Origin of the sequence: Kribbella koreensis, assembly GCF_039525325.1 — a bacterium.
Taxonomy (GTDB): Bacteria; Actinomycetota; Actinomycetes; order Propionibacteriales; family Kribbellaceae; genus Kribbella; species Kribbella koreensis.
The window spans coordinates 525,023-546,636 of sequence record NZ_BAAAHK010000007.1 but is presented as its reverse complement, the minus strand read 5'-3'; the positions used below and the strand labels follow the sequence as shown (position 1 = coordinate 546,636).

At 69.2% G+C, this 21,614-nt stretch carries 18 protein-coding genes; 8 read left to right on the top strand and 10 right to left on the bottom strand.

What is annotated here, in order from left to right; all coding sequences use genetic code 11:
• The first annotated feature begins 121 nt into the window (after positions 1-121).
• On the top strand, positions 122-1,045 hold the full coding sequence (locus ABD116_RS16555) for a serine protein kinase RIO (protein ID WP_343970119.1): 924 nt from the start codon (positions 122-124) through the stop codon (positions 1,043-1,045).
• On the opposite strand, the gene ABD116_RS16550 is transcribed toward ABD116_RS16555, so the two are convergent.
• Together ABD116_RS16550 and ABD116_RS16545 are read right to left on the bottom strand one after the other, a co-directional pair.
• Positions 1,042-2,217, bottom strand: a complete 1,176-nt coding sequence (locus tag ABD116_RS16550; RefSeq protein ID WP_343970116.1) for a 3-hydroxybutyrate oligomer hydrolase family protein — start codon at positions 2,215-2,217, stop codon at positions 1,042-1,044. The genes ABD116_RS16555 and ABD116_RS16550 overlap by 4 nt on opposite strands.
• A 99-nt stretch (positions 2,218-2,316) precedes the next feature.
• Positions 2,317-3,972: an FAD-binding dehydrogenase gene (locus ABD116_RS16545; protein WP_343970113.1), complete on the bottom strand. Its 1,656-nt coding sequence runs from the start codon at positions 3,970-3,972 to the stop codon at positions 2,317-2,319.
• Between the two features lie 90 nt (positions 3,973-4,062).
• Here ABD116_RS16545 and ABD116_RS16540 point away from each other — a divergent pair, with 90 nt between their 5' ends.
• On the top strand, positions 4,063-5,976 hold the full coding sequence (locus ABD116_RS16540) for a DUF5107 domain-containing protein (protein WP_343970109.1): 1,914 nt from the start codon (positions 4,063-4,065) through the stop codon (positions 5,974-5,976).
• A gap of 133 nt (positions 5,977-6,109) precedes the next feature.
• A complete protein-coding gene (locus ABD116_RS16535; protein WP_343970106.1) occupies positions 6,110-6,502 on the top strand; it encodes a DUF3592 domain-containing protein in 393 nt (130 codons plus the stop codon).
• Between the two features lie 102 nt (positions 6,503-6,604).
• Here ABD116_RS16535 and ABD116_RS16530 read toward each other — a convergent pair whose 3' ends face one another.
• On the bottom strand, positions 6,605-7,276 hold the full coding sequence (locus ABD116_RS16530) for a TetR/AcrR family transcriptional regulator (RefSeq protein ID WP_343970103.1): 672 nt from the start codon (positions 7,274-7,276) through the stop codon (positions 6,605-6,607).
• Positions 7,277-7,431: 155 nt separating this feature from the next.
• Here ABD116_RS16530 and ABD116_RS16525 point away from each other — a divergent pair, with 155 nt between their 5' ends.
• Both ABD116_RS16525 and ABD116_RS16520 read left to right on the top strand, forming a co-directional pair.
• Positions 7,432-8,613: a phosphatidylinositol-specific phospholipase C1-like protein gene (locus ABD116_RS16525; protein ID WP_343970100.1), complete on the top strand. Its 1,182-nt coding sequence runs from the start codon at positions 7,432-7,434 to the stop codon at positions 8,611-8,613.
• A gap of 3 nt (positions 8,614-8,616) precedes the next feature.
• A complete protein-coding gene (locus ABD116_RS16520) occupies positions 8,617-9,066 on the top strand; it encodes an OsmC family protein (RefSeq protein WP_343970097.1) in 450 nt (149 codons plus the stop codon).
• 222 nt (positions 9,067-9,288) lie between these two features.
• Here ABD116_RS16520 and ABD116_RS16515 read toward each other — a convergent pair whose 3' ends face one another.
• Complete coding sequence (locus ABD116_RS16515) at positions 9,289-9,429, bottom strand: hypothetical protein (protein WP_343970094.1); 141 nt, start codon at positions 9,427-9,429, stop codon at positions 9,289-9,291.
• Positions 9,430-9,514: 85 nt separating this feature from the next.
• Positions 9,515-10,669: an FUSC family protein gene (locus ABD116_RS16510; protein WP_343970091.1), complete on the bottom strand. Its 1,155-nt coding sequence runs from the start codon at positions 10,667-10,669 to the stop codon at positions 9,515-9,517.
• 83 nt (positions 10,670-10,752) lie between these two features.
• Between ABD116_RS16510 and ABD116_RS16505 the strand changes: the two genes are divergently transcribed.
• Positions 10,753-11,256, top strand: coding sequence for a DUF5709 domain-containing protein (locus ABD116_RS16505; protein WP_343970088.1), 504 nt, complete (start codon positions 10,753-10,755; stop codon positions 11,254-11,256).
• 92 nt (positions 11,257-11,348) lie between these two features.
• On the opposite strand, the gene ABD116_RS16500 is transcribed toward ABD116_RS16505, so the two are convergent.
• The gene (locus tag ABD116_RS16500; protein WP_343970085.1) at positions 11,349-12,692 is read right to left on the bottom strand and encodes a cytochrome P450; all 1,344 of its coding nucleotides are present in this window, start codon (positions 12,690-12,692) and stop codon (positions 11,349-11,351) included.
• A gap of 80 nt (positions 12,693-12,772) precedes the next feature.
• Complete coding sequence (locus ABD116_RS16495) at positions 12,773-13,708, bottom strand: GNAT family N-acetyltransferase (protein ID WP_343970082.1); 936 nt, start codon at positions 13,706-13,708, stop codon at positions 12,773-12,775.
• A 156-nt stretch (positions 13,709-13,864) separates the two neighbouring features.
• Between ABD116_RS16495 and ABD116_RS16490 the strand changes: the two genes are divergently transcribed.
• Positions 13,865-15,220, top strand: a complete 1,356-nt coding sequence (locus ABD116_RS16490) for an FAD-binding oxidoreductase (RefSeq protein ID WP_343970079.1) — start codon at positions 13,865-13,867, stop codon at positions 15,218-15,220.
• Between the two features lie 118 nt (positions 15,221-15,338).
• On the opposite strand, the gene ABD116_RS16485 is transcribed toward ABD116_RS16490, so the two are convergent.
• Positions 15,339-18,362, bottom strand: coding sequence for an alpha-mannosidase (locus ABD116_RS16485; RefSeq protein WP_343970076.1), 3,024 nt, complete (start codon positions 18,360-18,362; stop codon positions 15,339-15,341).
• 145 nt (positions 18,363-18,507) lie between these two features.
• On the opposite strand from ABD116_RS16485, the gene ABD116_RS16480 reads away from it, so the two are divergent.
• Positions 18,508-19,506: a TAXI family TRAP transporter solute-binding subunit gene (locus ABD116_RS16480; RefSeq protein WP_343970073.1), complete on the top strand. Its 999-nt coding sequence runs from the start codon at positions 18,508-18,510 to the stop codon at positions 19,504-19,506.
• A gap of 27 nt (positions 19,507-19,533) precedes the next feature.
• Here ABD116_RS16480 and ABD116_RS16475 read toward each other — a convergent pair whose 3' ends face one another.
• Positions 19,534-20,904, bottom strand: a complete 1,371-nt coding sequence (locus ABD116_RS16475) for a sensor histidine kinase (RefSeq protein ID WP_343970070.1) — start codon at positions 20,902-20,904, stop codon at positions 19,534-19,536.
• A 3-nt stretch (positions 20,905-20,907) separates the two neighbouring features.
• Complete coding sequence (locus tag ABD116_RS16470; protein WP_012918592.1) at positions 20,908-21,573, bottom strand: response regulator transcription factor; 666 nt, start codon at positions 21,571-21,573, stop codon at positions 20,908-20,910.
• Positions 21,574-21,614: the final 41 nt, after the last annotated feature.

Below are 21,614 nucleotides of genomic sequence, written 5' to 3'. Positions count from 1 at the left end.
ATCCTGTTCGGGATTGTGCAGCTACGAATGCTGCCTGGACTAAGGAGGGCTGGACGAATGGCCATCACTGCGCTGCGGCATGTCCGCGTCAGCCTCACTTCTTTCTCCAGGAGCACATCCGATGTCTTCCGACGTCTTTCGTACCGACCACCAACTCTCTGACCTCGACGATCGCTGGGCCGCACTGGCCGGCGACGAGTCCGAACCGGACGTTGCCGACGCCTTCGTCTTCCACTTCAGCGAAGTGGAAGAGCAACTGGCGCCGGATCAGCGCTGGTCCACCTGGCTGGATGTCGAGCGCGGCTCTCGCGGGCCTGAGCCCCGCCCCTCGTGGGTGGTGACGGAACAGGCCGCGATCGATACCGAGCTCGGCATCCTCAAAACCGGTAAGGAGGCCGATGTCTTCCTGCTCGAGCGAGCAGTGGAGCAGATCGGCGACAACCCCGCGCGACGGTCGCTGCTGGCCGCCAAGCGGTACCGCAGTGAAGAGCACCGCTCGTTCCACCGCAGTACGTCGTACGTCGAAGGCCGGCGTACCCGCAACAGCCGCGACACCCGCGCCATGGCGAAGAAGACCTCACACGGTCGCAGCGTCGCGGCCGGGCAATGGGCCTACGCGGAGTGGGACGCGCTCTGCCGGCTCTGGAAGGCCGGGGTCCCCGTTCCGTACCCGGTCCAGGTCGACGGCACCGAGCTGTTGATGGAGTTCATCGACGACGGTGACGGCGGCGCGGCACCCCGGCTGGCGCAGGTCCGGCCCAAGGGCGAACTGCTCAGCTCGTACTACGAGCAGCTCCGCGACGGTATGCGCGAGCTGGCCAGAGCCGGCCTGGCGCATGGCGACCTGTCGCCGTACAACGTGCTGGCCCAGGGCGAGCGGATCGTGATGATCGATCTCCCGCAGGTCGTCGACATCGTCGGCAACCCGAAGGGGATGGACTTCCTGATGCGCGACTGCCACAACATGTGCACCTGGTTCACCAACCGCGGCCTGGAGGTCGACGAACACGAACTCTTCGCCGACCTCCTCACCATGGTGTTCTAGCGCGCAATCGCCTGCTGCAGCAGGGGAACCAGCGGTACCAGCCGGTCGGGGTGGGCGTCGACGAGACCGTCGACATGATTGCCCGCCTCGACCCGCTGGTATGCGAACAGTCGCGCCCGTCCCGCGCGCCGGACCATTCCGGCGTACACGTCGGAGTCCTGACTGATCGGCAACAGACTGTCGAGGGTGCCGTGGATGGTGGTCAGCGGACGGCCGATCCTTCCGGTCAAGGTGATCCGGCGCACTGCCTGCTGCGCGGACGGCCGGGACGCGTAGTCGTAGTCGGCCTCGCTCCCCGTGTAGGCCGGATCGAGTTCGGCCGTGTAGATCCGCTGGGTCAGTTTCCAGTAGACCGCGTAGTGGTAGTCCCACAGGAAGTCGGAGCGGGGATCGAAGCCGGCCGCGACGATCCGCGCGGCCGACTGCTGCTCATAGCCTTTGATTGCCGGGGGCAAGAAGGTGAAGAGGTTCGGCCCTTGGACGGTCCACAGCGTGCCTTCGAGGTCGACGCCGCGGGTGTAGAGCTCCGGATGGTTCTCCAGTTGCCAGCGAACCAGATAGCCACCGTTCGAGATCCCGGCAGCAACAACTTCGCGCGGCGGACGGCCGTAGCGCTGGGCGACGACGGCTCGCGCGGCCAGGGTCAGCTGGGTGGTCCGCTGGTTCCACTCGACGATCGCGTCACCTGGCCGGACCCCGTCGGTGAAGAAGTTCGCGCCGGTGTTGCCTTTGTCGGTGGCCGCGTACGCGTACCCCTTCGCGAGCACCCAGTCCGAGATCGCCCGGTCGTTCGCGTACTGCGCCCGGACGCCGGGTGACCCCGCCACCACCAGCCCGCCGTTCCACTTCTCCGGCAACCGGATGACGAACTGCGCGTCGTGGTTCCAGCCGTGATTGGTGTTCGTATGCGAACTGTCCGGGAAGTACCCGTCGAGCTGCACACCCGGTACGCCGGACTGCTGCGGCAGCCCAGCATGCGTCAGCCCCGCGTAGTCCGCCGGATTGGTATGCCCCGAGCCGACCGTCCCCGCGGTCGTCAGGTCATCCAGGCAAGCGATCACCTGGTACTGAGCCCCTGGCACCCGCAATCGCGGGCAGCCCTGAGCCTCGGCCGGTGTGGCGATACCACCGGCCAGCAACAACACGGCGACGGACAAAGCGAGGCGGCGCATAGCTGGTCCTCCCAGGGTTGACTGCGCGCAACGCTAGGAGCGGGGCCGGTGTCCGGACAGGGGGTCTGGGCACATAAGACCCGCTGTCCGGATGGGCTGTCAGGACACTGCTTTGGCGGCCGCTCGACCTGCGGTGCGGCCGGTGAAGAGGCAGCCGCCGACGAAGGTGCCTTCGAGTGAGCGGTAGCCATGGATGCCGCCGCCGCCGAAACCGGAGACCTCGCCGGCCGCGTAGACGCCGGGCAGTGGGGTGCCGTCGGCGCGGAGTACCCGGGAATCCAGATCGGTTTGCAGGCCGCCGAGCGACTTGCGGGTCAGGATGTTGAGCTTCACCGCGATCAGCGGCCCGGCCTTGGGATCGAGGATCTTGTGCGGTGGCGCGACCCGGATGAGCTTGTCGCCGCGGTAGTTCCGGGCGCCGCGCAGCGCGGTGACCTGGAGGTCCTTGGTGAAGGTGTTGTCCATCTCGCGGTCGCGGGCCAGGATCTGGCGCTCCAGCTCGGTGTAGTCGATCAGGTCGGAGCCGGCCACCTCGTTCATCCCGCGGACCAGGTCGGACAGGTTGTTGCGGACGACGAAGTCCGCGCCCTTGTCCATGAAGGCCTGTACGGGAGCGGTCGCGCCACCACGGGCCCGGCCGAGCACGCCCTTGATGTCCTTGCCGGTCAGGTCCGGGTTCTGTTCCTGCCCGGAGAGCGCGAACTCCTTCTCGATGATCTTCTGGGTGAGCACGAACCAGCTGTAGTCGTAGCCGGTCTTCACGATGTGCTCGAGCGTGCCGAGAGTGTCGAAGCCTGGAAACAAGGGCACCGGCAGCCGCTTGCCGGTCGCGTCGAACCACAGCGACGACGGGCCGGGCAGGATCCGGATCCCGTGCGAGGGCCAGATCGGGTCCCAGTTGCGGATGCCCTCGGTGTAGTGCCACATCCGGTCGCGGTTCACGTACCGCCCGCCGGCCGCCTCGGTGATGCCGAGCATCCGGCCGTCGACATGCGCCGGTACGCCGGTGATCATCTCCTTCGGCGCCTTGCCGAGCCGCTCGGGCCAGGACTCCCGGACCAGATCGTGGTTGCCGCCGATGCCGCCCGACGTCACGATCACCGCCTGCGCGGTCAGAGCGAAGTCCTCCACCTCGACGCGCGAGCTGGAGACACCGCGGGTCACCGAGCTCGGCTCGAGGACCTTGCCGGAGACGCCGTCGACGACACCGCCGGTCACCGTCAGCTCGTCCACCCGGTGCCGGAACCGGAACTCCACCAGCCCCTTCGCGACGGCCTCGCGGACGCGACGCTCGAAGGGCGCGACCAGACCAGGCCCGGTGCCCCAGGTGATGTGGAAGCGAGGCACCGAGTTGCCGTGACCGTCAGCGTTGTACCCACCGCGCTCGGCCCAGCCGACGACCGGGAAGAACCGGACGCCCTGGCCGTGCAGCCACGGCCGCTTCTCACCGGACGCGAAGTCGACGTACGCCTCAGCCCACTGCCGGGCCCACTTGTCCTCGTCGTCCAGCCGGTCGAAACCGGCCGAGCCGAGCCAGTCCTGCAGCGCGAGATCGCGGGAGTCCTTGATGCCCATCCGGCGCTGCTCGGGCGAGTCCACGAACATCAGCCCGCCGAACGACCAGAACGCCTGCCCACCCAGCGAGGCCTCGGGCTCCTGGTCGAGCAGCAGCACCTTCTTGCCCGCGTCGGCCAGCTCGGCGGTGGCGGCCAGCCCGGCCAGGCCGGCTCCCACCACGATCACATCCGCATCCATCGGTGCTCGCTTTCTCGCGTCGGTCGTCCATGTATATCTGACTCCCGAGTAACCATGGACCCCATTGCGCAAAGTTGCGAGAATCAGCCTGTGACGACCCTTTACGCGCAAGATTTGCAGCTACCCGCCGCCTCCCTCGGCGAGGAGAACCCGCTGCCGCCGGTGTCCTCGAGCCAGGATCTGCACCACGTCGAGAACCTGGCCGAGCTGCCGGCCGAGATGCGCGAGAACATGACGTACCCCGATCACCTGCAGACGATGCTGCCCGGCCTCATCCAGGATGGCTACGACCGTGAGCTCGTCGAGCGGGCGCTGCCCTCGCTGATCCTGGAGAACGACCACCTCCGGGCCACCATCCTCCCCAGCCTCGGCGGCCGCCTCTACTCGCTTGTGCACAAGGCGACTGGCGACGAGCTGCTCTATCGCAACCCGGTCTTCCAGCCGGCCAACCTCGCCCTGCGCAACGCCTGGTTCGCCGGTGGAGTCGAGTGGAACCTCGGCAGCACCGGCCATTGGACCGGCACCTGCTCACCCATGCACGCAGCTCGCGTCGAGGGCCCGGACGGTACGCCGGTACTGCGCCTGTGGGAGTTGGAGCGGACCCGCAACCTGATCATCCAGCTCGACTTCTGGCTGCCCGACGACTCCGAGCAGCTGTACGTCGGTGCGCGGATCCAGAACCCGTCGAGCGAGACGGCCCCGGCGTACTGGTGGTCGAACATCGCGGTCGAGCAGTCGCCGGGGACGCGGGTGCTCGTGCCGGCCGACCAGGCCTGGCGGTTCGGGTACGGGAATCGGCTCGACCTGGTCGGCGTACCGGAGTACGACGGGTTCGATCTGTCGTATCCGATGCGGCATCGCCGGGCGGTCGACTTCTTCTTCGAGCTGCCGCCGCAGGAGCAGCCCTGGATCGCGTCACTCGATGCCGAGGGCAACGGGTTGGCGCAGGCGTCGACGGACCGGTTGCGCGGGCGGAAGCTGTTCGTCTGGGGTGAGTCGACCGGCGGGCGGCGCTGGCAGGACTGGTTGTCGCCGGGGTTGGAGGGGCACGGGTACGCCGAGATCCAGGCCGGCCTGGCGCGGACCCAGATGGAGCACCTCAAGTTGCCGCCAGCAACCAACTGGCACTGGCTGGAGGCGTACGGGCGCGTCAGTGTCGACCCGGCCAAGGCGCACGACAGTGACTGGAAGACGGCCCGCCTGGCGACCGGCGCAGTACTGGAGCCCGTACTCCGTTCGCTCGCCGCGCGCGAGGAGGAGTGGTTGACCGTCATCGACGCCGAGCCGGTCGAGCCGCTCGCGACGGGCTCCGGATGGGGCGCGCTGGAGTTGCGGCGTACGGGCTGGAAGGTCTCGGCCGGTACGCCGTTCGCCGAGGAGACGATGACGGATCGCGAACGCGCCTGGCTGCCGGTACTCGACGGCCGGATGCCGCTCGACCATCACGGCGCGCCGGACGGAACGCTGCTGCACTGGAAGGACCTGCTCGAAGCCGTCGAGGACGACAACTGGCTGATCTGGTACCACCGCGGCGTTGCCCGCTGGTACGCCGATGACCACGACGGCGCGCTCGACGCCTGGCGCAGGTCGGGCAATTGCTTGAAAACCGTATGGTCCGCCCGCGAACTGGCACTGCGCTCGGGCGACAGCCGCGACTGGGATGACGCGGTGGCCCTTGCTCCGGCCGGCTTGCACCAGTTGTTCGTGGAGGCTTTCGAGTGGGCCGTCGAGGCGGGCGACACCCGATCCGCCGAGCAGTTCTACCGGCGCGCTTCGGAGCAGGTGCGCGCGCAACCGCGGATCCGGGCGGCCAGGGTCAAGCTCCTGCTGCTGCAGGGCGACGCCGCCGGCGCGCAGGCCTTGCTGGACGAGGGGATCGAGCTGCCGACGGTCCGCGAGGGCGAGAATCCGCTGGCGGAGTACTGGCTGTGGGCGCAGCGTGAGCTGGGCACGTTCCGGCCGGTGCCGTCACGGCATCAGTTCGGGATGTTCGGCGACAGCTGAGACACGATTGTCAGTACGTGGGAACCGGATCAGCTCAGCCGCCGTCCCACCGTTTGTACAGGAAGGCCTGTACAGGCAGTACGACAAAACGACGACCGCGCCGCTCGCGGGCGACGCGTCGGGGGTGAGTGCCATGTTAACTATCGTTGTCTTCGGTGGTTTAGGCCTGGTGCTGCTGGTCACGGCATGCATCGTGGCAGACATCGTTGCGGGCGTCCGGCGCCGCAGCGATGGGGTCGAGAAAACAGCCGGACGGGTGACGAAGGTGCGCGGCCCGGTCCGCGGACAGCTGGACAGTGGTGCGACGGCCGAGTGCCTGGAGGTCACCGTCGAGTACTACACCCGGCACGGCGAGGGCCCGTTCGAGGTCGCGCGGATGATCCCGCTGGCCGCGGCGAGCAGCTACGCCAAGAACGACCGGGTGATCGTCAGCTACGACATCCGGGCGCCCCGGCGGGCCCGGATCGCGGGCAAGGTGAGCCACTGGCCGACCATCGGCCCACGCTCGGCGGTCCCGCAGGCGTAAGCATTCCTTACGCGGTGCGATCCCTCGCCTGATGGCGGGGGACCTTTGATTTACGGCGTTGTTGCTCGAGCCTTCTGCCCCTGGCTCGAGCAACTGGTGATTTCAGGGCAGAACGTCGCCTGACTCGGCCGGCAGGTGCGGCTCGAGCAGGCGGTGCAGGGCCGGGCGGCCCTGGGCCAGCACGTACTCCGCGTCGCCGGCCGGCAGCCGGTCCGCCAGGTGGGCCAGCGCCTCGCCCATCGCGATCGTCAGCGTGACGCTCATCCGGAACTCGTGGCTGTCCCGCGCCCCGAACCGCAACGTCAGCAGCTCGGCGAACTCGCCCGCGTGCTGGTCGTCGAACTCACCGGGAGTCGCCTCCAGGTCCGGGTCGCCCAGCCCGCTCAGCACCACCGCCCGGAAGCCCGGATCGGTGTTGTGCATCTCGCGGAAGGTGTCCAGGGTGACATCGACGGCCTGGCGCCAGTCCGCCACCACGGCCAGCCGCTCGCGGACGGCGTCGGTGTAGCGATGCTGGTTGCGCCGCTCGATCGCCTGGATCAGGGTGCGCTTGTCCGGGAAGTACCGGTAGACGCTGCCGACCGCGATCTCGGCCCGGCGGGCGATGCTGCTGGTCGAGGCGGCGTCGTAGCCGCGCTCGACCACCTCGGCGCAGGCCGCGTCCAGGATGCGCTCGACCTGGCGGTTGGCCCGGTCCTGGGTCGGCGTCCGGCGCAGCGGGTACGCCGTACCGGCGTCGGCGCCCGGCTCCTCGCCGGCGGATGTGGTGACCATGGTGTTCATTGTGCCTCCACTCGGCGACAACGTTGCCAAAAGCACAGCTTCAGCACCACACGGTTTGCTGTCAGCTTGCGGTCAGCCAGATGACACCGGTCCGGACGAGAATCAGGCTTGAGCTCGTCCGTCCGGTCCACCGAGGGAGAAAGCACATGCAGGTCAGCAGGAGACTAGTCGCGGGACTCGCGTCCCTGGCCGTGGCCGGGGGTGGGCTGGCGGGGAGCGCGGCGCTGCCCGGGCAAAGCGCCGATGCGAAGGGCGGGCAGCGGACGAACACCTCCGGGGTCCGGATGAACCAGGTGCAGCAGATCGGCTCGCACAACTCCTACCACCGGGAGCTGAACGCGGCCGAGCAGAAGGCCCAGCTGTCGCTGAACCCGGGCGTGGTCGACCTGTTCTACTCGCACGCCTCGGTCCCGCAGCAGCTCGAGGACCAGAACATGCGCACGCTGGAGTTCGACCTGTTCCCGGACCCGGCCGGCGGGCTCTACCAGTACCCGCTGCTGCGCAAGCTGACCGGTCAGGGACCCCTCACCGACCCGGCGCTCGCGCAGCCTGGCATCAAGGTGATGCACGTCCCGGACTTCGACTACAACACCAACTGCCGGACCTTCGTCCTGTGCCTGCAGCAGGTCAAGACGTGGACCGACGAGCACCCGGACGCGGCGCCGATCTCGATCAACCTCGAGCTGAAGCAGTCCGACCCGCAGGTCGTCGCGGCCGGTGGCGTGGTGGCGCCGCCGTGGGACGCGGGCAACCTGGACAGCGTCGACGCCGAGATCCGCTCGGTCTTCAGCGCGGACGACCTGATCACCCCGGACGACGTCCGCAAGCCGGGCCTGACCCTGGAGCAGTCGGTACTGACCAAAGGCTGGCCGACGCTGCGGGAGGCCCGCGGCAAGGTGATGTTCTACTTCGACAACGGCGGTCCGGGTTCCGCGATCCGCGACCTGTACCGGGCGGGCAAGCCGAACCTGGAGGGTCGCGCGGTCTTCACCCGTGGTCCCGAGGGTGAGCCGGACGCCGCGATCACCGAAGTCAACGACCCGCGGGGCGCCGGCCAGGCCGAGATCCAGCGGCTGGTCAAGAAGGGGTACCTGGTCCGCAGCCGGTCGGACGAGCCGATGGCGACGATCCGGACCAAGGACTACACCCGGCTCGGCATCGCGCTGGCCAGCGGCGCGCAGTACGTGACGACCGACTTCCCGGTCGCGGGCATGGCGGCCCGGTACGACAGCGACTTCGTCGCCCAGCTGCCGGAGAAGACCGCCGTACGATGCAACCCGGTGACGGCACCGTCGAAGTGCCGTGGAGTGATCTCGGAGGAGAGGTAACCCATGTCGGAGCACGTGGTCGATGTCAGCTGGAGTCGCGGTGAGCACGAGTTCACCTACCAGAGCTACAGCCGGGACCACGAGTGGCGCTTCGACGGTGGAGTGACCGTGCCCGGGTCGGCCAATCCGGCGTACCTGGGCACGGACTCCGGGACGGTGGATCCGGAGGAGGCGTTCGTGGCGGCGCTGTCGTCCTGCCACATGCTCACCTTCCTCGCGATCGCGGCGAAGAAGCGGCTGGTGGTCGACTCGTACGTCGATCACGCGGTCGGCGTGATGGCCAAGAACGAGGCCGGGCGGATGGCCGTGACTCGGGTGACGCTGCATCCGGTGATCACCTTCGCGGGTGAGACGCCGGACGAGGCGGCGATGGACCGGCTGCACCACCTGTCACATCAGGAGTGCTTCATCGCCAACTCCGTCACCACCGAGGTCGTCGTCGAGAAGGTCTAGAAAAGTAAGAACCACCCGGGCCGGCCTGAGCCTCGCGCAATCGGCGTCAGGACAGCCAGCGGGTGGTTCTCGGTCGTACCCCGCTGTGGCGGGGCACTGGGTGACGGAGCAGGCGGCGCGCTCGCATAAGGGCGCCTCGTGCGTCATGCGACTTCCGTGCGATCTACCTCGGTGGGGAAGATCGTCCGGGTGCGCTGCCTGTCCGTCCGTCCGGTTCGCGCCTTACTGCTTGGCGGCAGCGTCGCTCCGGTCGTCCGGGGGCACCACTGAGGCGACCGCGGGGGCCGTCTTGTCACTCGCGTCATCGCGGCGCAGGTGAACCTGCTCGCTGGCGATGACTGTCATCAGTCGGTGGATCGTCATGCCTGTGAGACGCACGCCGGGGCCGGGTATGACGGGGATTTCTCAGAACATTTTGTGTGATCGGCGCCACACGGGGTTTTGACCGCTACTTCTCGTCCAGGCCGTCCGGGCGGAGTGGGACCATTTCGCGGGCCTCGTCGTACGACGTGCCGGTCAGCTCGAGCAGGTCGACGATGACCGAGCGCATCTGGCCGAGGACGACGACGGCGGACAGGCCGGGTGGGGTGGGGAGTACGGCGGTACGGCGGCCGAGCTCGCCCAGGACGCGGTGGGCGGCGACGTCGGCGGCCGGCTCGAAAAGGGACTCGGCGATCAGGCGGGTGCCGTCGGCGAGGCGGTCGAGCAGCATCGGGTACTCGTCCGGCATGCGCTCGTCGCGCCAGACGGAGACTGCTACCCGGCGTACCAGGACTCTGATGTTGCGGATCGCGCGGTCGAGCGGGATGACCAGGTCGGCGATCTCCTGGACGCGGCCGCGATGGCGGCGGCGGAAGGGGGACAGCCGGACGACGGCGACGCCCTCGGCGGCAGCACTGCGCAGGTTGTCGAGCAGGCGCTCGCTCTCGCGGGCGCGGCGGAGGGCGTCCGTGACGGCGTCGTGGTCGTCGAGGCGCAGGCCGTCGGCGGTCTCGATCAGGATGGCCGAGAGCTCGTTCAGGACGCTCGTGGCTTGTTGCCGGGGGCGACGAATCGCGGTGGCGGGGGCGATGGTTGCCGCCGCCAACGCGACCACGCCGCCGAGGGCCGCGTCCAGCCAGCGGTTGAAGGCGGCGCCGTCGGTGGGCAGCAGGGTGGTCACGATCGCGGCCTGGACGCCGGCCTGGGTGGTCATCAGAGTGCCGGCGCCGAGCAGGACGGCGATGCTCATCGCGAGCGCGATCACGATGACGAGCTGGAAGACGCCGGTACCGAAGGCCCGGACGAACAGGTCGCCGACGCCGACCCCGACGGCCACGCCGACCATCACCTCGGCGACCCGGCGCAGGCGCTGGCCGAAGCTGAAGCCGAGGCAGACCATCGCGGCGACCGGGGCGAAGAACGGTTGCTTGTGGCCCAGGGCGTAGCGGGCGATCGCCCAGGCGGTGGAGGCGGCCAGGGCGCACTGGGCGATGAAGAAGGCGCGGTCGCGCCAGCGCTCGAGACGGCGGCGGACGGAGGCCTTGGAGCGCCGGGCGGCGCGGGGAGCGATGTCGTCGCGGAGTTCGCGCAACTGCTCCAGGGTCAGCCGCACCGGGTCCATCACCCCATCATCAGGGATGGGTGGGCCGGACAGGTGCAGTGGCGCCGCTTGATTCCGGTCGCCCGGACAGCGAGGGTGGTGCCATGAGCGACAACAACCGTGAGGACTACGGCAGCTACAGCGTCGACGACGAGGACCAGTTGCAGGCCTCGGACACGCTGAACGACCGCGGCGTGGACGACCTGCTGGACGAGGGCTACTCGCCGCCGGAGAAGTGGTCCGCGGGCGAAGGCTTCGGCACCACCGCCGAGGAGGCGCTGGAGGGCGAGACGCTGGATCAGCGGATCGCGCAGGAGGAGCCCGACATCGACCCGTACGCCGAGGACGGCGAGAACGTCGGCGGGCCCGAGGTCGGCCAGGTCCGCTCCGGCCGGCTGGTCGCGCCGGACGAGGGCGCCCACTTCGACGACGAGAAGGACCTGGTGGCCGAGGACGTCGGCTTCGACGGCGCCGCCGCCAGCGCCGAGGAAGCAGCCGTCCACGTGGTCAACGACGACGAACCCTTCGAACTGGACGACGAAGACGAAACCGACCTGGAGGACGTCCGAGACGTAGACCTCGGCGACATCGGCGACCCCGAAGACTGACCCCCCGCCCTCCCGCCCTCCCGCCCCACCCCTACCCTCCACAGCCCCCTCCCACCGATCTCGCCAGCCCCACCATCTGAGGGGTTAACCCCTCAGATGGGGTGGCGACGAGGGGTGGCGGTGATTGTGGCGCCTTTGGAGGGGACGAGGGTTACGTTGCGGGGGGTGGACTTCTCCGGGGTGGTGGGAGCCGTCAGGTTGTAGCGGGTCAGGGCTGCTCGGAGGATCTCGGTTGACTCGAGTAGGGAGAAGCCGGCGCCGATGCAGCGGCGGGTGCCGCCGCCGAAGGGGATCCAGGTGCCGGGGGCCGGTGGGGTGTCGGAGAGGAAGCGGGCGGGGCGGAAGGTCTTGACGTCTGGGAAGTGTTCCTCGTCGCCTTGGACCAGGCCGATGGCGGGCATCACCGTGGTGCCGCGGGGCAGGCGGTAGCCGGCTAGGTCGATGGGCTCGGTGAGGCGGCGGCCGACTTGGTAGACGACGGGGTGCAGGCGGAGGGATTCCTTGCCCATGGCTTCCAGGTAGTCGTCGTTGGACTCGTCGGCTGCTTGTTGGCCGGCTCGCAGCTCGTCGGGCATCCGGGCCAGTTCGTGGAATGCCCAGGCCAGTGAGGTCGCAGTCGTTTCGTGGCCGGCCAGTAGCAGGGTGACCAGCTGATCGCGGAGTTCGACGTCCGACCAGGTGCCTGCGGCAAGCAGTTTCGACAGTACGTCGTTGCGCTCGGCAAGCTCCGGATCGACCCGGCGGCGGGCGATCTCGTCGTACAGGATCTCGTCGACCTGCTGCTGCGCCCGAAGGAAGGAGCGCCACGGCGGGAACTTCAGCAGCACCGGGTAGAAGGCGCCGAGCATGATCACCGGGTCGACCGAGACGACCTTCTCGACCAGCGGCCGCAACCGCGCCAGCCGATCCGAGTCCGTCACCCCGAACACCACCTGCAGGATCACCTCGAGGGTGAGATCGCGCATCCGCTCATGCACCCGGAACGGCGTACCCATCGGCCACGCCTCGACCTCCTCCTGAGCGAGCCGGGCGATCATCTCGGAGTACCCGCGCAGCGCATGCCCGTTGAAGGCCGGCATCAGCTGACGCCGCATCCGGATGTGGTCGTCATCGTCGACCAGCAGCAGCGAGTGCGGACCCATGATCGGCTCGAGCGCCGTGTTGCCCTCGCCCGCGTGCACGATCGACGGCGGCGTACTGAACACCTCGCGGATGTGCTCCGGCCGGCTGACCACCACGACCACCCGGCTCGACGGCACCAGCCGGATCGTGAACACATCGCCGTACTGCGCCCGCAGCCGCGGGAAGAAGGTCTTGCGGTGACGCGCGAACAGGAACGTCTGCGCGATGGTCGGCAACCGCGACCCCGGCGGCAACGTTCTGGCCGTCGCCCGATCGAGCGTGCGGCCCCCGAGCAAAGGCGTCGGCGGGGTCATTGCCACCTCCTGGAAGCGGTCGGTCCCCACCAAGCTACGTCCCCCCGGTGAACGCCGCATGGCCGTGAAGGGGTGGATGCTCACAAGTCCAGCCGCATGACAATGCGACGGCTCCCGGGATGGCTCACCGCGGTGAAACCGGCACCGGCGAAGGTGGCCGGGGTGCCGACGGACCCGCCGTCCACCAGATCCGGGTAGGCCTCGATGGCGAGGGCGCCGCGGGTGCGGGCGAAGTCGACGGTGGCGCGGGCCAGCGCGTGGCTGATTCCCCGACGCCGGAACCCGGCCCGGGTGACGAAACAGGTCACCGCCCAGACGGTGGGATCGGTCTTGTCCTCGGTCCGGCCTTGCCAAGGAACGCGGTAGTCGCGCAGGAGTCTGGGGTGGTCGGCTCGTGGGGCGACGGCACACCAGCCGACGGGCTCGTCGTCGAGGTAGGCGATCAGGCCGCTCGTTGTTTTCGCCTTGGGGTTTCCGCAGGCGGTTTGGTCCTGGAGGCGGGCGGCCAGTTCTTCGGCGCCTTCGGAGGCCCAGGATTCCTTGGGAAGCATGCGGAATCGCTGGCAGGAGCAGCGGGCGGGGTCGCCGGTGGCGAAGATCGCCTGGAGGTCGGACCATGGCGCCTGGTTGGCGGGGACGATGGTCAGTTGGTCGTCGGTGACCGGTTCTCGGGAGCCGACAGGGCGGGGGACGGGGACTCGCTTGGTCGCCGGCTTCCGTTGGCGAGGTGCTGAGTCGAAGGTGAGTCGGACGTCGACCGGGTCGCCGGCATCCAGTCCGGCGGGCTTTCGTACGGCGTCCTTCAGCGGGAGCAGGTAGCCGCCGTCCTTCGGCCACAACGACGTCTTCCATTCGGTACTTCCGATCCGCGCGCGAATCGGGAGCATCCCCCAGCCGTAGCTGGCCGCCAACCCCGCGTCCCGCAGCGCGGCGCCTTCCTCCGGCGGCACGCGGACGAAGTAGTACGGCGCCGGGCCCCGCCACTCGAACACCTCGCCGCTGAACTCCTGATCCATAGCCAGATGCTAGGACCCAACCCGGACACATCGCTTCCGGAATGGGGATTGCCCGATCGGGCGAAGCCGCGGGCAGGGCCGTTGGTATCAGGCCGGCGCGGCGGTCTGTCCGGCTTAGCCTTTCGATGAACAGCCGACCTGGGGAGAGGCAGTGAGATGAACGCGACCGAGGCTCTGACCGAGCGGCTGAGGGTTGAGCAGTTGCTGCTCCCCGGGACGGCCGGATACGAGGAAGTAGTCGCCATCTGGAACGGCGCCGTCGGGAACCGGCCGGCGGTGGTGGTCCATTGTGAGTCGACTGCGGACGTACAGGCCGTAGTGCACATCGCCGGCGAGTTCGGGCTGCCGTTGTCGGTTCGGGGTGGTGGGCATGACTGGGCCGGCCGTTCGCTGGCCCACGACGGAGTGGTGATCGACCTGACCGGGATGCGGCAGGTGAGCGTCGATGCGGAGGCGCGGGTCGCCACTGTCGGCGGTGGCGCGTTGATCTCCGACCTGATCGCCGCGACGCAGCCGCACGAGTTGTCGGCGGCGACGGGAACGTACGGCGGCGTGGGGCTGGCCGGGCTCACCTTGGGCGGCGGTTATGGGCCGATCAACGGCGTGGCCGGGCTGGCGCTCGACAACCTGCTCGGGGCCGAGGTCGTTCTCGCGGACGGCCGGGTGGTGGACACCGACGACGATCCCGAGCTGTTCTGGGCGCTGCGCGGTGGCGGCGGGAACTTCGGCGTGGTCACCAAGCTCCGCGTCCGGCTGCATCCGATCCCGACCGTGCTGGCCGGTTTCATCATGTTCTCCTGGACCGAGGCAGCCGCCGTACTCCGTGCCTTCGGCAACCAGATCACCGACGCCCCCGACGAACTGACCGCCCAGTTCAGCGTCGTCACCGGCCCCGCCGATGAACCGGTGCTGATGATCGCGCCGACCTGGAGTGGTGACCTGGCCGCCGGCGAGAAGGTCATCGCCCAACTCGAACAACTCGGTACGCCGCTCATGTCGCAGGTCGGCCCGATGCCGTACCAGGGCATCCTCGACCTCTACGAGCCGTTCATCGAGAACGGACTGCACGTGGTGATCCAGACCCGTTCGCTGGCGGCGATCGACGACGACGCGGTCGAGGCCGTGGTGCGGGCCGTCGAGTCGATGCCGGGCAAGAAGTGCCTGATCTCCACCCACCACTGCCATGGCGCCTCGACCCGGGTGCCGCTCGAGGAGACCGCCTTCGGGCTTCGGCAGCCGCACTTCGTGGTGGAGATCGTCCCGATGTGGGACCCGGACCAGGACGGGCCGGCGCATCAGCGCTGGGCGCGAGAGTTCAGCGACGCGCTCGCCCCCTTCGCGTTGCCAGGTGGCTATCCGAACCTGTTGGGGCCGGACGAACGCGAACAACTCGACGAGGCCTACGGCGCCAACGCCACCAGATTGCGCGCGGCCAAAGCGAAGTACGACCCCGCAAACGTCTTCACCGCGATCGGCCTGCCGGAGGCGGAGGAGCCGCATCTGAGGGGTTAACCCCTCAAACGCGGGGTTGCCCCCTCAGAATCTGAGGGGGCAACCTGCCATCTCAGGGGTTAACCCCTGAGATGTGGCCGGCCGGCCAGGCTGGCTGGCGGGCTGGCTGGTTGGCGGGCTAGCTGCGGGTGAAGCGCAGGGTGAGGATCTGGAACGGGCGGAGCTCGAAGGCGACCGCGTTGTCCGAGAGCTCGTGGTCGGCCAGGTGGCGCTCGAGCAGGTCGACCTCGGTCACCGACGCGGCCGCGAAGCCGGTGGTCAGCGTCGCCCGGGACCGGCCGCCGCTCGACTCGTAGAGCCGGACGACGACGTCGCCGGACTGGTCGTCGGCCAGCTTGACCGCCTCGACGATCACGTTGTCGTTGTCCAGGGCAACGATCGGGTCGACGCCCTCGGCGCCGGTGACGACCCGCTCGGGCAGGTTGATCCGGTAGCCCTCGTTGATCGCGTCGGGGATGCCGGCGCCGACGACGAGCGCGTGGTTGACCACGTGCAGGCCCTGGTCGGTCTGCGGGTCGGGGAAGCGCGGCGCCCGGATCAGCGAGGTGCGGATGGTGGTCGTGGTGCCGCCGTCCTCCCGCGAGGTCCGGTTGACGTCGTGCCCGTACGTCGAGTCGTTGACCACGGCGACGCCGTAGCCGGGCTCGCCGACGTGCACCCAGCGGTGCGCCGCGATCTCGAACTTGGCCGCGTCCCACGAGGTGTTCTGGTGGGTCGGCCGGAAGATGTGCCCGAACTGGGTCTCCGAGGCGGAGCGGTCGGCGTGCACGTCGACCGGGTACGCCGCCTTGAGGAACTTCTCCGACTCGTGCCAGTCCATCGCGGTCTCGATGTCGACCCGCTTGGCGCCCGGCCGCAGCCGCAGCGTCTGGGTGACCGTGGACCGGTTGAAGGACCGCTTCACGACGACGGTGGCGACGCCGTCGGCATCGGAGAAGTCGACGCTGTCGACCTCGGTGATGTCGCGGACGTTGTTCTTGTAGAACGAGTCGACGTCCCAGGCGTCCCACTGGTTCGGGGTGTCCACGTGCAGCTGCAGGAGGTTCGCGGTACTGCCCGCGGCGATCACCTCGCGACCGGCCTCGAGGTCGTACAGGCTGGTGATCAGGCCGCGCTCGTCGATCGTCACCCGGATCACGCCGTTGTCGAGGACGCCGCCCTCGATCGTCGCCGCGGCACCTTCGCCGACCGCGATCCCCGCGCCGAGACCGGCGACGCCACTGCGGCTGTGCGGGGCGCCGTTGAAGACGATCTGCGCGTCGCCGGTGCCGGCCAGGGCCTGCTGCGCGGTCGCGATGATCGCCTCGAGCTCCTCGGCCAGCTTGGCGTAGGTCGCCTCGGCCTCGCGGTGCACCCAGGCGATCGAGCTGCCCGGCAGGATGTCGTGGAACTGGTTGAGCAGGACGGCCTTCCAGATCCGGTCGAGCTCCTCGTACGGGTAGGCGTCGAGCTTGCCGGCCACCACTGCCGCAGTGGACCACAGCTCGGCCTCGCGCAGCAGGTGCTCGCTGCGACGGTTGCCCTGCTTGGTCTTGGCCTGCGAGGTGTACGTCGCCCGGTGGATCTCCAGGTAGAGCTCGCCCGACCACACCGGTGCGTTCGGGTACTCCTCCTGGGCCGCGCTGAAGAACTCGGTCGGGGACTCGATCGTCACCCGCGGCGAGGACTCCAGGTTGGCCACCCGGCGGGCCGTCGCGACGAACTCACGGGTGGGGCCGCCACCGCCGTCGCCGTAGCCGAACGGGACCAGCGAACGGGTGGCAGCGCCGTTCTCGGCGAAGTTGCGCTGCGCGTGTGCCAGCTCGCGGCCGGACAGGTCGGAGTTGTAGGTGTCGATCGGCGGGAAGTGGGTGAACACCTGGGTCCCGTCGAGACCCTCCCAGTTGAAGGTGTGGTGCGGGAACTTGTTCTTCTGGTTCCAGGAGATCTTCTGGGTCAGGAACCACTTCGAGCCGGACAGCTTCACCAGCTGTGGCAGCGCCGCGGTGTAGCCGAACGAGTCCGGCAGCCAGACCTCCTGGGTGTCGATCCCGTACTCGTCCAGGAAGAACCGCTTGCCGTGCACGAACTGCCGGGCCAGCGCCTCGCCGCCGGGCAGGTTGGTGTCGGACTCGACCCACATGCCGCCCACCGGGACGATGGTGCCGTCGGCGACGGCCTTCTTCAGCCGCTCCCAGACCTCGGGGTAGTTGTCCTTCACCCAGGCGTGCTGCTGCGCCTGCGAGAACGCGAAGACGAGCTCCGGGTACTCCTGGGCCAGCGTGGCGACGTTGGAGACCGTACGGGCCACCTTGCGGCGGGTCTCGCGCAGTGGCCAGAGCCAGGCCGAGTCGATGTGCGCGTGGCCGACAGCGGAGAGCTGGTGAGCACTGGCGTGCGCAGGACGGCTCAGTACCTCGGTCAGCTCGGCGCGCGCGGCTGTCGCAGTACCGGGGACGTCCTCGTAGTCGAGTACGTCGAGGGCGCGGCTCAGGGCGCGCAGGATCTCGCGGCTGCGCGGCTCCTGCTGGGGGAGCTCCTTCTGCAGGCCGTTCAGCGCCTCGAGGTCGAGGATCAGGTCCCAGACCTCGGCGTTGAAGACGGCCAGGTCGGCGCGGGTGAGCTGGTAGATCGGCTTGCCGCCCGGCTCGGGCTTGGCGCCGAGGTCCTCGGCCAACGGGGCGAAGGCGTTGTGGCCGAGCACCTCCGGGTTCGCGGCCGCCTCGACGTAGAACTCGATCTGGTCGCCGGGCGAGGCCGCCGTACCGTCCGGGCCGAGGATGGACAGCGGCGCATACGTCTGGCGCGGGTGCAGGCCCTTCAGCGGGACGCCCTTGGTGGTGTGCACCAGGCCCTCCGCGGAGAAGCCCGGGCCGCCGCTGAAGCCGAGGTCGATGACGGCCTCGATCTCCTGCCCGGCCCACTCGGCCGGGACCTGGCCGCTGAAGTTGAACCACGCGGTCCCCCACGGGGCACCCCAGGGCAGGCCGATCTCGGCCGGCTCGTAATTGGCCGCGAGCGCTTCGGCGGGTGACACCGGCTCACCAGGCGCGTGCCACACCTTGATGTCCAGCGGGACGGCCGCGCCGTAGATCGCGGGGCGGATCCGCTCCCGCAGGGCGCGCTGGAGCCGCTCCTCGATGAGTTGACGGTCGTCGTGCACGAAATCATCCTCCGATGACGGTCTGGCGCGGCCCTCGCGGCCGGTGCGATGACAACGCTGTCACATCCAGAGGGGGCCCGTCCAGACCTGTTGGTTCGAGCACGGTAAGTAGCCTGAAGACCACTTGCCCAATAGGTTGTCCCTTATGGATCGCGCCCATCTCCTGAATCGCCGCAATGTGCTCGGATTCGGAGCCGCCGCAGCGGCCGCTCTGGTGGTGCCCGGGTGCTCTCGCGGACGGTCGAAGGAGCCGGCCCCCGGCGGCCCGGCCAAGCTCGCCACCGGCAACGTCGGCGGCGTGTACTCGATCTACGGCGCGGGCCTGGCGAAGCTGGTCACCGAGGTGACCGGCGTCACGATGGAGACGATCACCACCCAGGGCTCGGTGCAGAACCTGCGGATGCTGGACAACGGCACCGCCGACCTCGCCTTCAGCCTGTCCGACTCGGCCCTGGACGCATTCGAAGGGGTCGACCAGTTCAGGACCGGCAAGCTCCGGTTCACCGCGCTGGCCCGGACCTACGACAACTACGTCCACGTGGTGGTGCCGACCGCGTCCGATGTCTTCAAGATCAAGGACCTGGCCGGCAAGACCGTCAGCGTCGGACCGAAGCTGTCGGGGACCAAGGTCGTCGCCGACCGGATCCTGGACACCGCCAAGGTCCGGAACGTGACGAAGGTGAACCTCGACCTGGAGAGCGCGGTGAAGGCGCTGGCCGCCAAGGCCGAGAACTCCAAGGCCAAGGGCGGTATCGACGCGCTGATCTGGAGCGGTGGTCTGCCGACCACTCCGATCGGGGCGCTGCAGGACACGATCGGCTTCCGGCTGGTCGACATCGGCGACGTCGCCGAGACCATCGCGCTGCGCCGCTTCGGCGGTTACGTGCTGTCCTCGATCCCGCCGTCGGTCTACAAGCTGGCCAGCTCGGTCCCGACCCTGGCCATCCCGAACTACCTGCTGGCCCGCCGGGGGCTGTCCGACTCCTGGGCCTGGTGGACCCTCAACACCCTGTTCCGCCGCCAGGCCGACCTGATTACGTACCACAAGGAAGCCGGCTCCCTGGACGCCCGCTCCGCGATCGCCACCATGCCGATCCCGCTCCACCCGGCCGCTGAGCGCTGGTACCGCACCAACCACATCTGAGTACTACGCCCGTCCCGGGCGCGGCACTCAGAGGTCGTAGTCGTCGATCAGGGGGACGCGGACCTCGATGACCAGGCCGCCACCGATCGGGGGGCGGGCCACCACGCGGCCGCCCACCCGGGCTGCCTCGGAGCGGACGATGGCCAGGCCCAGGCCGGTACCTGGCATCTCGCGGTGGTGGGCGCTGCGCCAGAAGCGCTCGCCGACCTTCTTGAGGTCGCGGGAGCCGAGGCCCAGGCCGTGGTCGCGGACCGAGAGGACCACCTCGGTGCCGTCGCGCAGTACCGAGACCTCGACCGGGGGTGCGCCGTACTTCGACGCGTTGTCGAGCAGTACGTCGAGGATGTCGTCCACCTCGAGCTCGGAGGCGACACCGCCGGGGACCATCTCACCGATGATGAGTTCGAGGTCGTCGGCGGCGTAGACGGCCTTCCAGCCGACCAGCCGTTCCTTGATCGCCTGGGCCAGGTCCAGCGGCTCTTCGTTGCCCTCGGCATCGCCTGGGCGGTCGGAGCCGGCCAGCCGGGACAGCCGCTGCACGATCCGGCCGAGCCGGTCGATGTCGCTGAGCGCGAACCGCGCGGTGGGCGACAGCCGGGACAGGCCCTCGATGTGGATCCGGGCCGACGTCAGCGGCGTCCGGAGCTGGTGCGAGGCGTCGGCGACGAACTCACGCTCGCGCTGGCGGGCCTGGTGCAGGCTGAGCGCCATCGAGTTGAAGCTGTCGCCGAGTCTTCGCAGCTCGGGCGCGCGGCCGTCGGTGGAGACCCGGGTGTCGAGCGCGCCGCGGGTGACCTGGTGGGTCGCGTTGTCGAGGTCGTTGATCGGCCGCAGCACCCAGCGGCTGACCGGCCGGACGATGCCGATGACGACGGCGACGATGGCGACGATCAGGCCGGCGAGCAGGAGCAGCAGGCCGTTCTGCACCTGGTCACGGGCACGCTCGGTCGGCACTCGGAGGACGGCGGCGCCGAGCACCCGGCCGTTGTTGACCACGGGTCTGGCTACGACCATCTCGCCGGACTTCCACGGCCACATGGCCGGCGGCTCGGCCGGCAACCGCCCGGCCAGCGTGCTGGACAGTGCGGTCGCCAGGTCCGGCTCGGCGATGTTCACGCCGGAGCGCGAGGTCGCGATCACCCGGCTGTCGACGTCGACGACGAAGACGGGCGTGTTGTAGAGCTGGTGGTAGCGGACGGCGAGCTCACGCAGGCTGGCGATGTCGCCGGACTGCAGCGGTCCCTCCGCCATGGTGGCGAACCAGTCCGCGTCGTTGCTGCGGGACAGGAACAGCGTGCGCGACGCACCGGTCGCGATGAAGTTGGCCAGCGGGACGGCAGCGAAGATGGCGAGCACGATCACCATCGGGACGAGGGACTGCAGCAGGCGACGGCGCAACGGTCAGTCCGAGCCGAGGCGGTAGCCGACGCCGCGAATGGTCTGCACCAGCTCTGGCCGGCCGAGCTTGGCCCGCAGGCTGGCCACGTGCACGTCCATGGTCCGCGAGGAGGCCTCGAAGACCGACTGCCAGGCGTACAGCGCGACTTGCTCGCGCGGCACCACCCGGCCGTGATGGGCGGCCAGCACAGCTAGCACGTCGAACTCCTTGCGGGTCAGGCTGATGGGTTTGTCGGCGACCTGGACCGTGCGTGCCTCGATGTCCACGGTCAGGTCTCCGACAGTCACCCGGGGGCGGGGCTGCAGTAGGCCGGTACGGCGTAGTACAGCATCGATCCGGGCCAGCAGCTCGGAGATCGCGAACGGCTTGACCACGTAGTCGTCGGCGCCGCTGCGCAACCCGCGGACGCGGTCGGCCGCCTCACCTCTGGCGGTCACCGCGATCACCGGAACGTCCGACACCGTGCGGATCTGCCGGCACACGTTGATGCCGTCGCCGTCGGGCAGCCCGAGGTCCAGCAGCACGAGGTCACCAGGGTCGGCCGCGAGCGCGTCCGCGGCCGTCCGGACGTGCGTCACCATCAACCCGTACCGGCGCAACGCAGGTATCAGAGCGTTCGCAATATCTAGATCGTCCTCGACCAACAAAATCCTGACGGCGCCGCTCATGCCGTGATCGTAGGGCAGGGAACGGGGTTATGTGTCAGATC

Excerpts from the sequence above, each read along its gene's own strand:
- ABD116_RS16545 (WP_343970113.1), bottom strand. The coding sequence starts at position 3,972 with ATGGATGCGGATGTGATCGTGGTGGGAGCCGGCCTGGCCGGGCTGGCC.
- ABD116_RS16510 (WP_343970091.1), bottom strand. The coding sequence starts at position 10,669 with ATGGACCCGGTGCGGCTGACCCTGGAGCAGTTGCGCGAACTCCGCGAC.
- ABD116_RS16520 (WP_343970097.1), top strand. The coding sequence starts at position 8,617 with ATGTCGGAGCACGTGGTCGATGTCAGCTGGAGTCGCGGTGAGCACGAG.
- ABD116_RS16490 (WP_343970079.1), top strand. The coding sequence starts at position 13,865 with ATGAACGCGACCGAGGCTCTGACCGAGCGGCTGAGGGTTGAGCAGTTG.
- ABD116_RS16480 (WP_343970073.1), top strand. The coding sequence starts at position 18,508 with ATGGATCGCGCCCATCTCCTGAATCGCCGCAATGTGCTCGGATTCGGA.
- ABD116_RS16470 (WP_012918592.1), bottom strand. The coding sequence starts at position 21,573 with ATGAGCGGCGCCGTCAGGATTTTGTTGGTCGAGGACGATCTAGATATT.
- ABD116_RS16555 (WP_343970119.1), top strand. The coding sequence starts at position 122 with ATGTCTTCCGACGTCTTTCGTACCGACCACCAACTCTCTGACCTCGAC.
- ABD116_RS16505 (WP_343970088.1), top strand. The coding sequence starts at position 10,753 with ATGAGCGACAACAACCGTGAGGACTACGGCAGCTACAGCGTCGACGAC.
- ABD116_RS16495 (WP_343970082.1), bottom strand. The coding sequence starts at position 13,708 with ATGGATCAGGAGTTCAGCGGCGAGGTGTTCGAGTGGCGGGGCCCGGCG.
- ABD116_RS16500 (WP_343970085.1), bottom strand. The coding sequence starts at position 12,692 with ATGACCCCGCCGACGCCTTTGCTCGGGGGCCGCACGCTCGATCGGGCG.
- ABD116_RS16525 (WP_343970100.1), top strand. The coding sequence starts at position 7,432 with ATGCAGGTCAGCAGGAGACTAGTCGCGGGACTCGCGTCCCTGGCCGTG.
- ABD116_RS16550 (WP_343970116.1), bottom strand. The coding sequence starts at position 2,217 with ATGCGCCGCCTCGCTTTGTCCGTCGCCGTGTTGTTGCTGGCCGGTGGT.
- ABD116_RS16515 (WP_343970094.1), bottom strand. The coding sequence starts at position 9,429 with ATGACGATCCACCGACTGATGACAGTCATCGCCAGCGAGCAGGTTCAC.
- ABD116_RS16530 (WP_343970103.1), bottom strand. The coding sequence starts at position 7,276 with ATGGTCACCACATCCGCCGGCGAGGAGCCGGGCGCCGACGCCGGTACG.
- ABD116_RS16535 (WP_343970106.1), top strand. The coding sequence starts at position 6,110 with ATGTTAACTATCGTTGTCTTCGGTGGTTTAGGCCTGGTGCTGCTGGTC.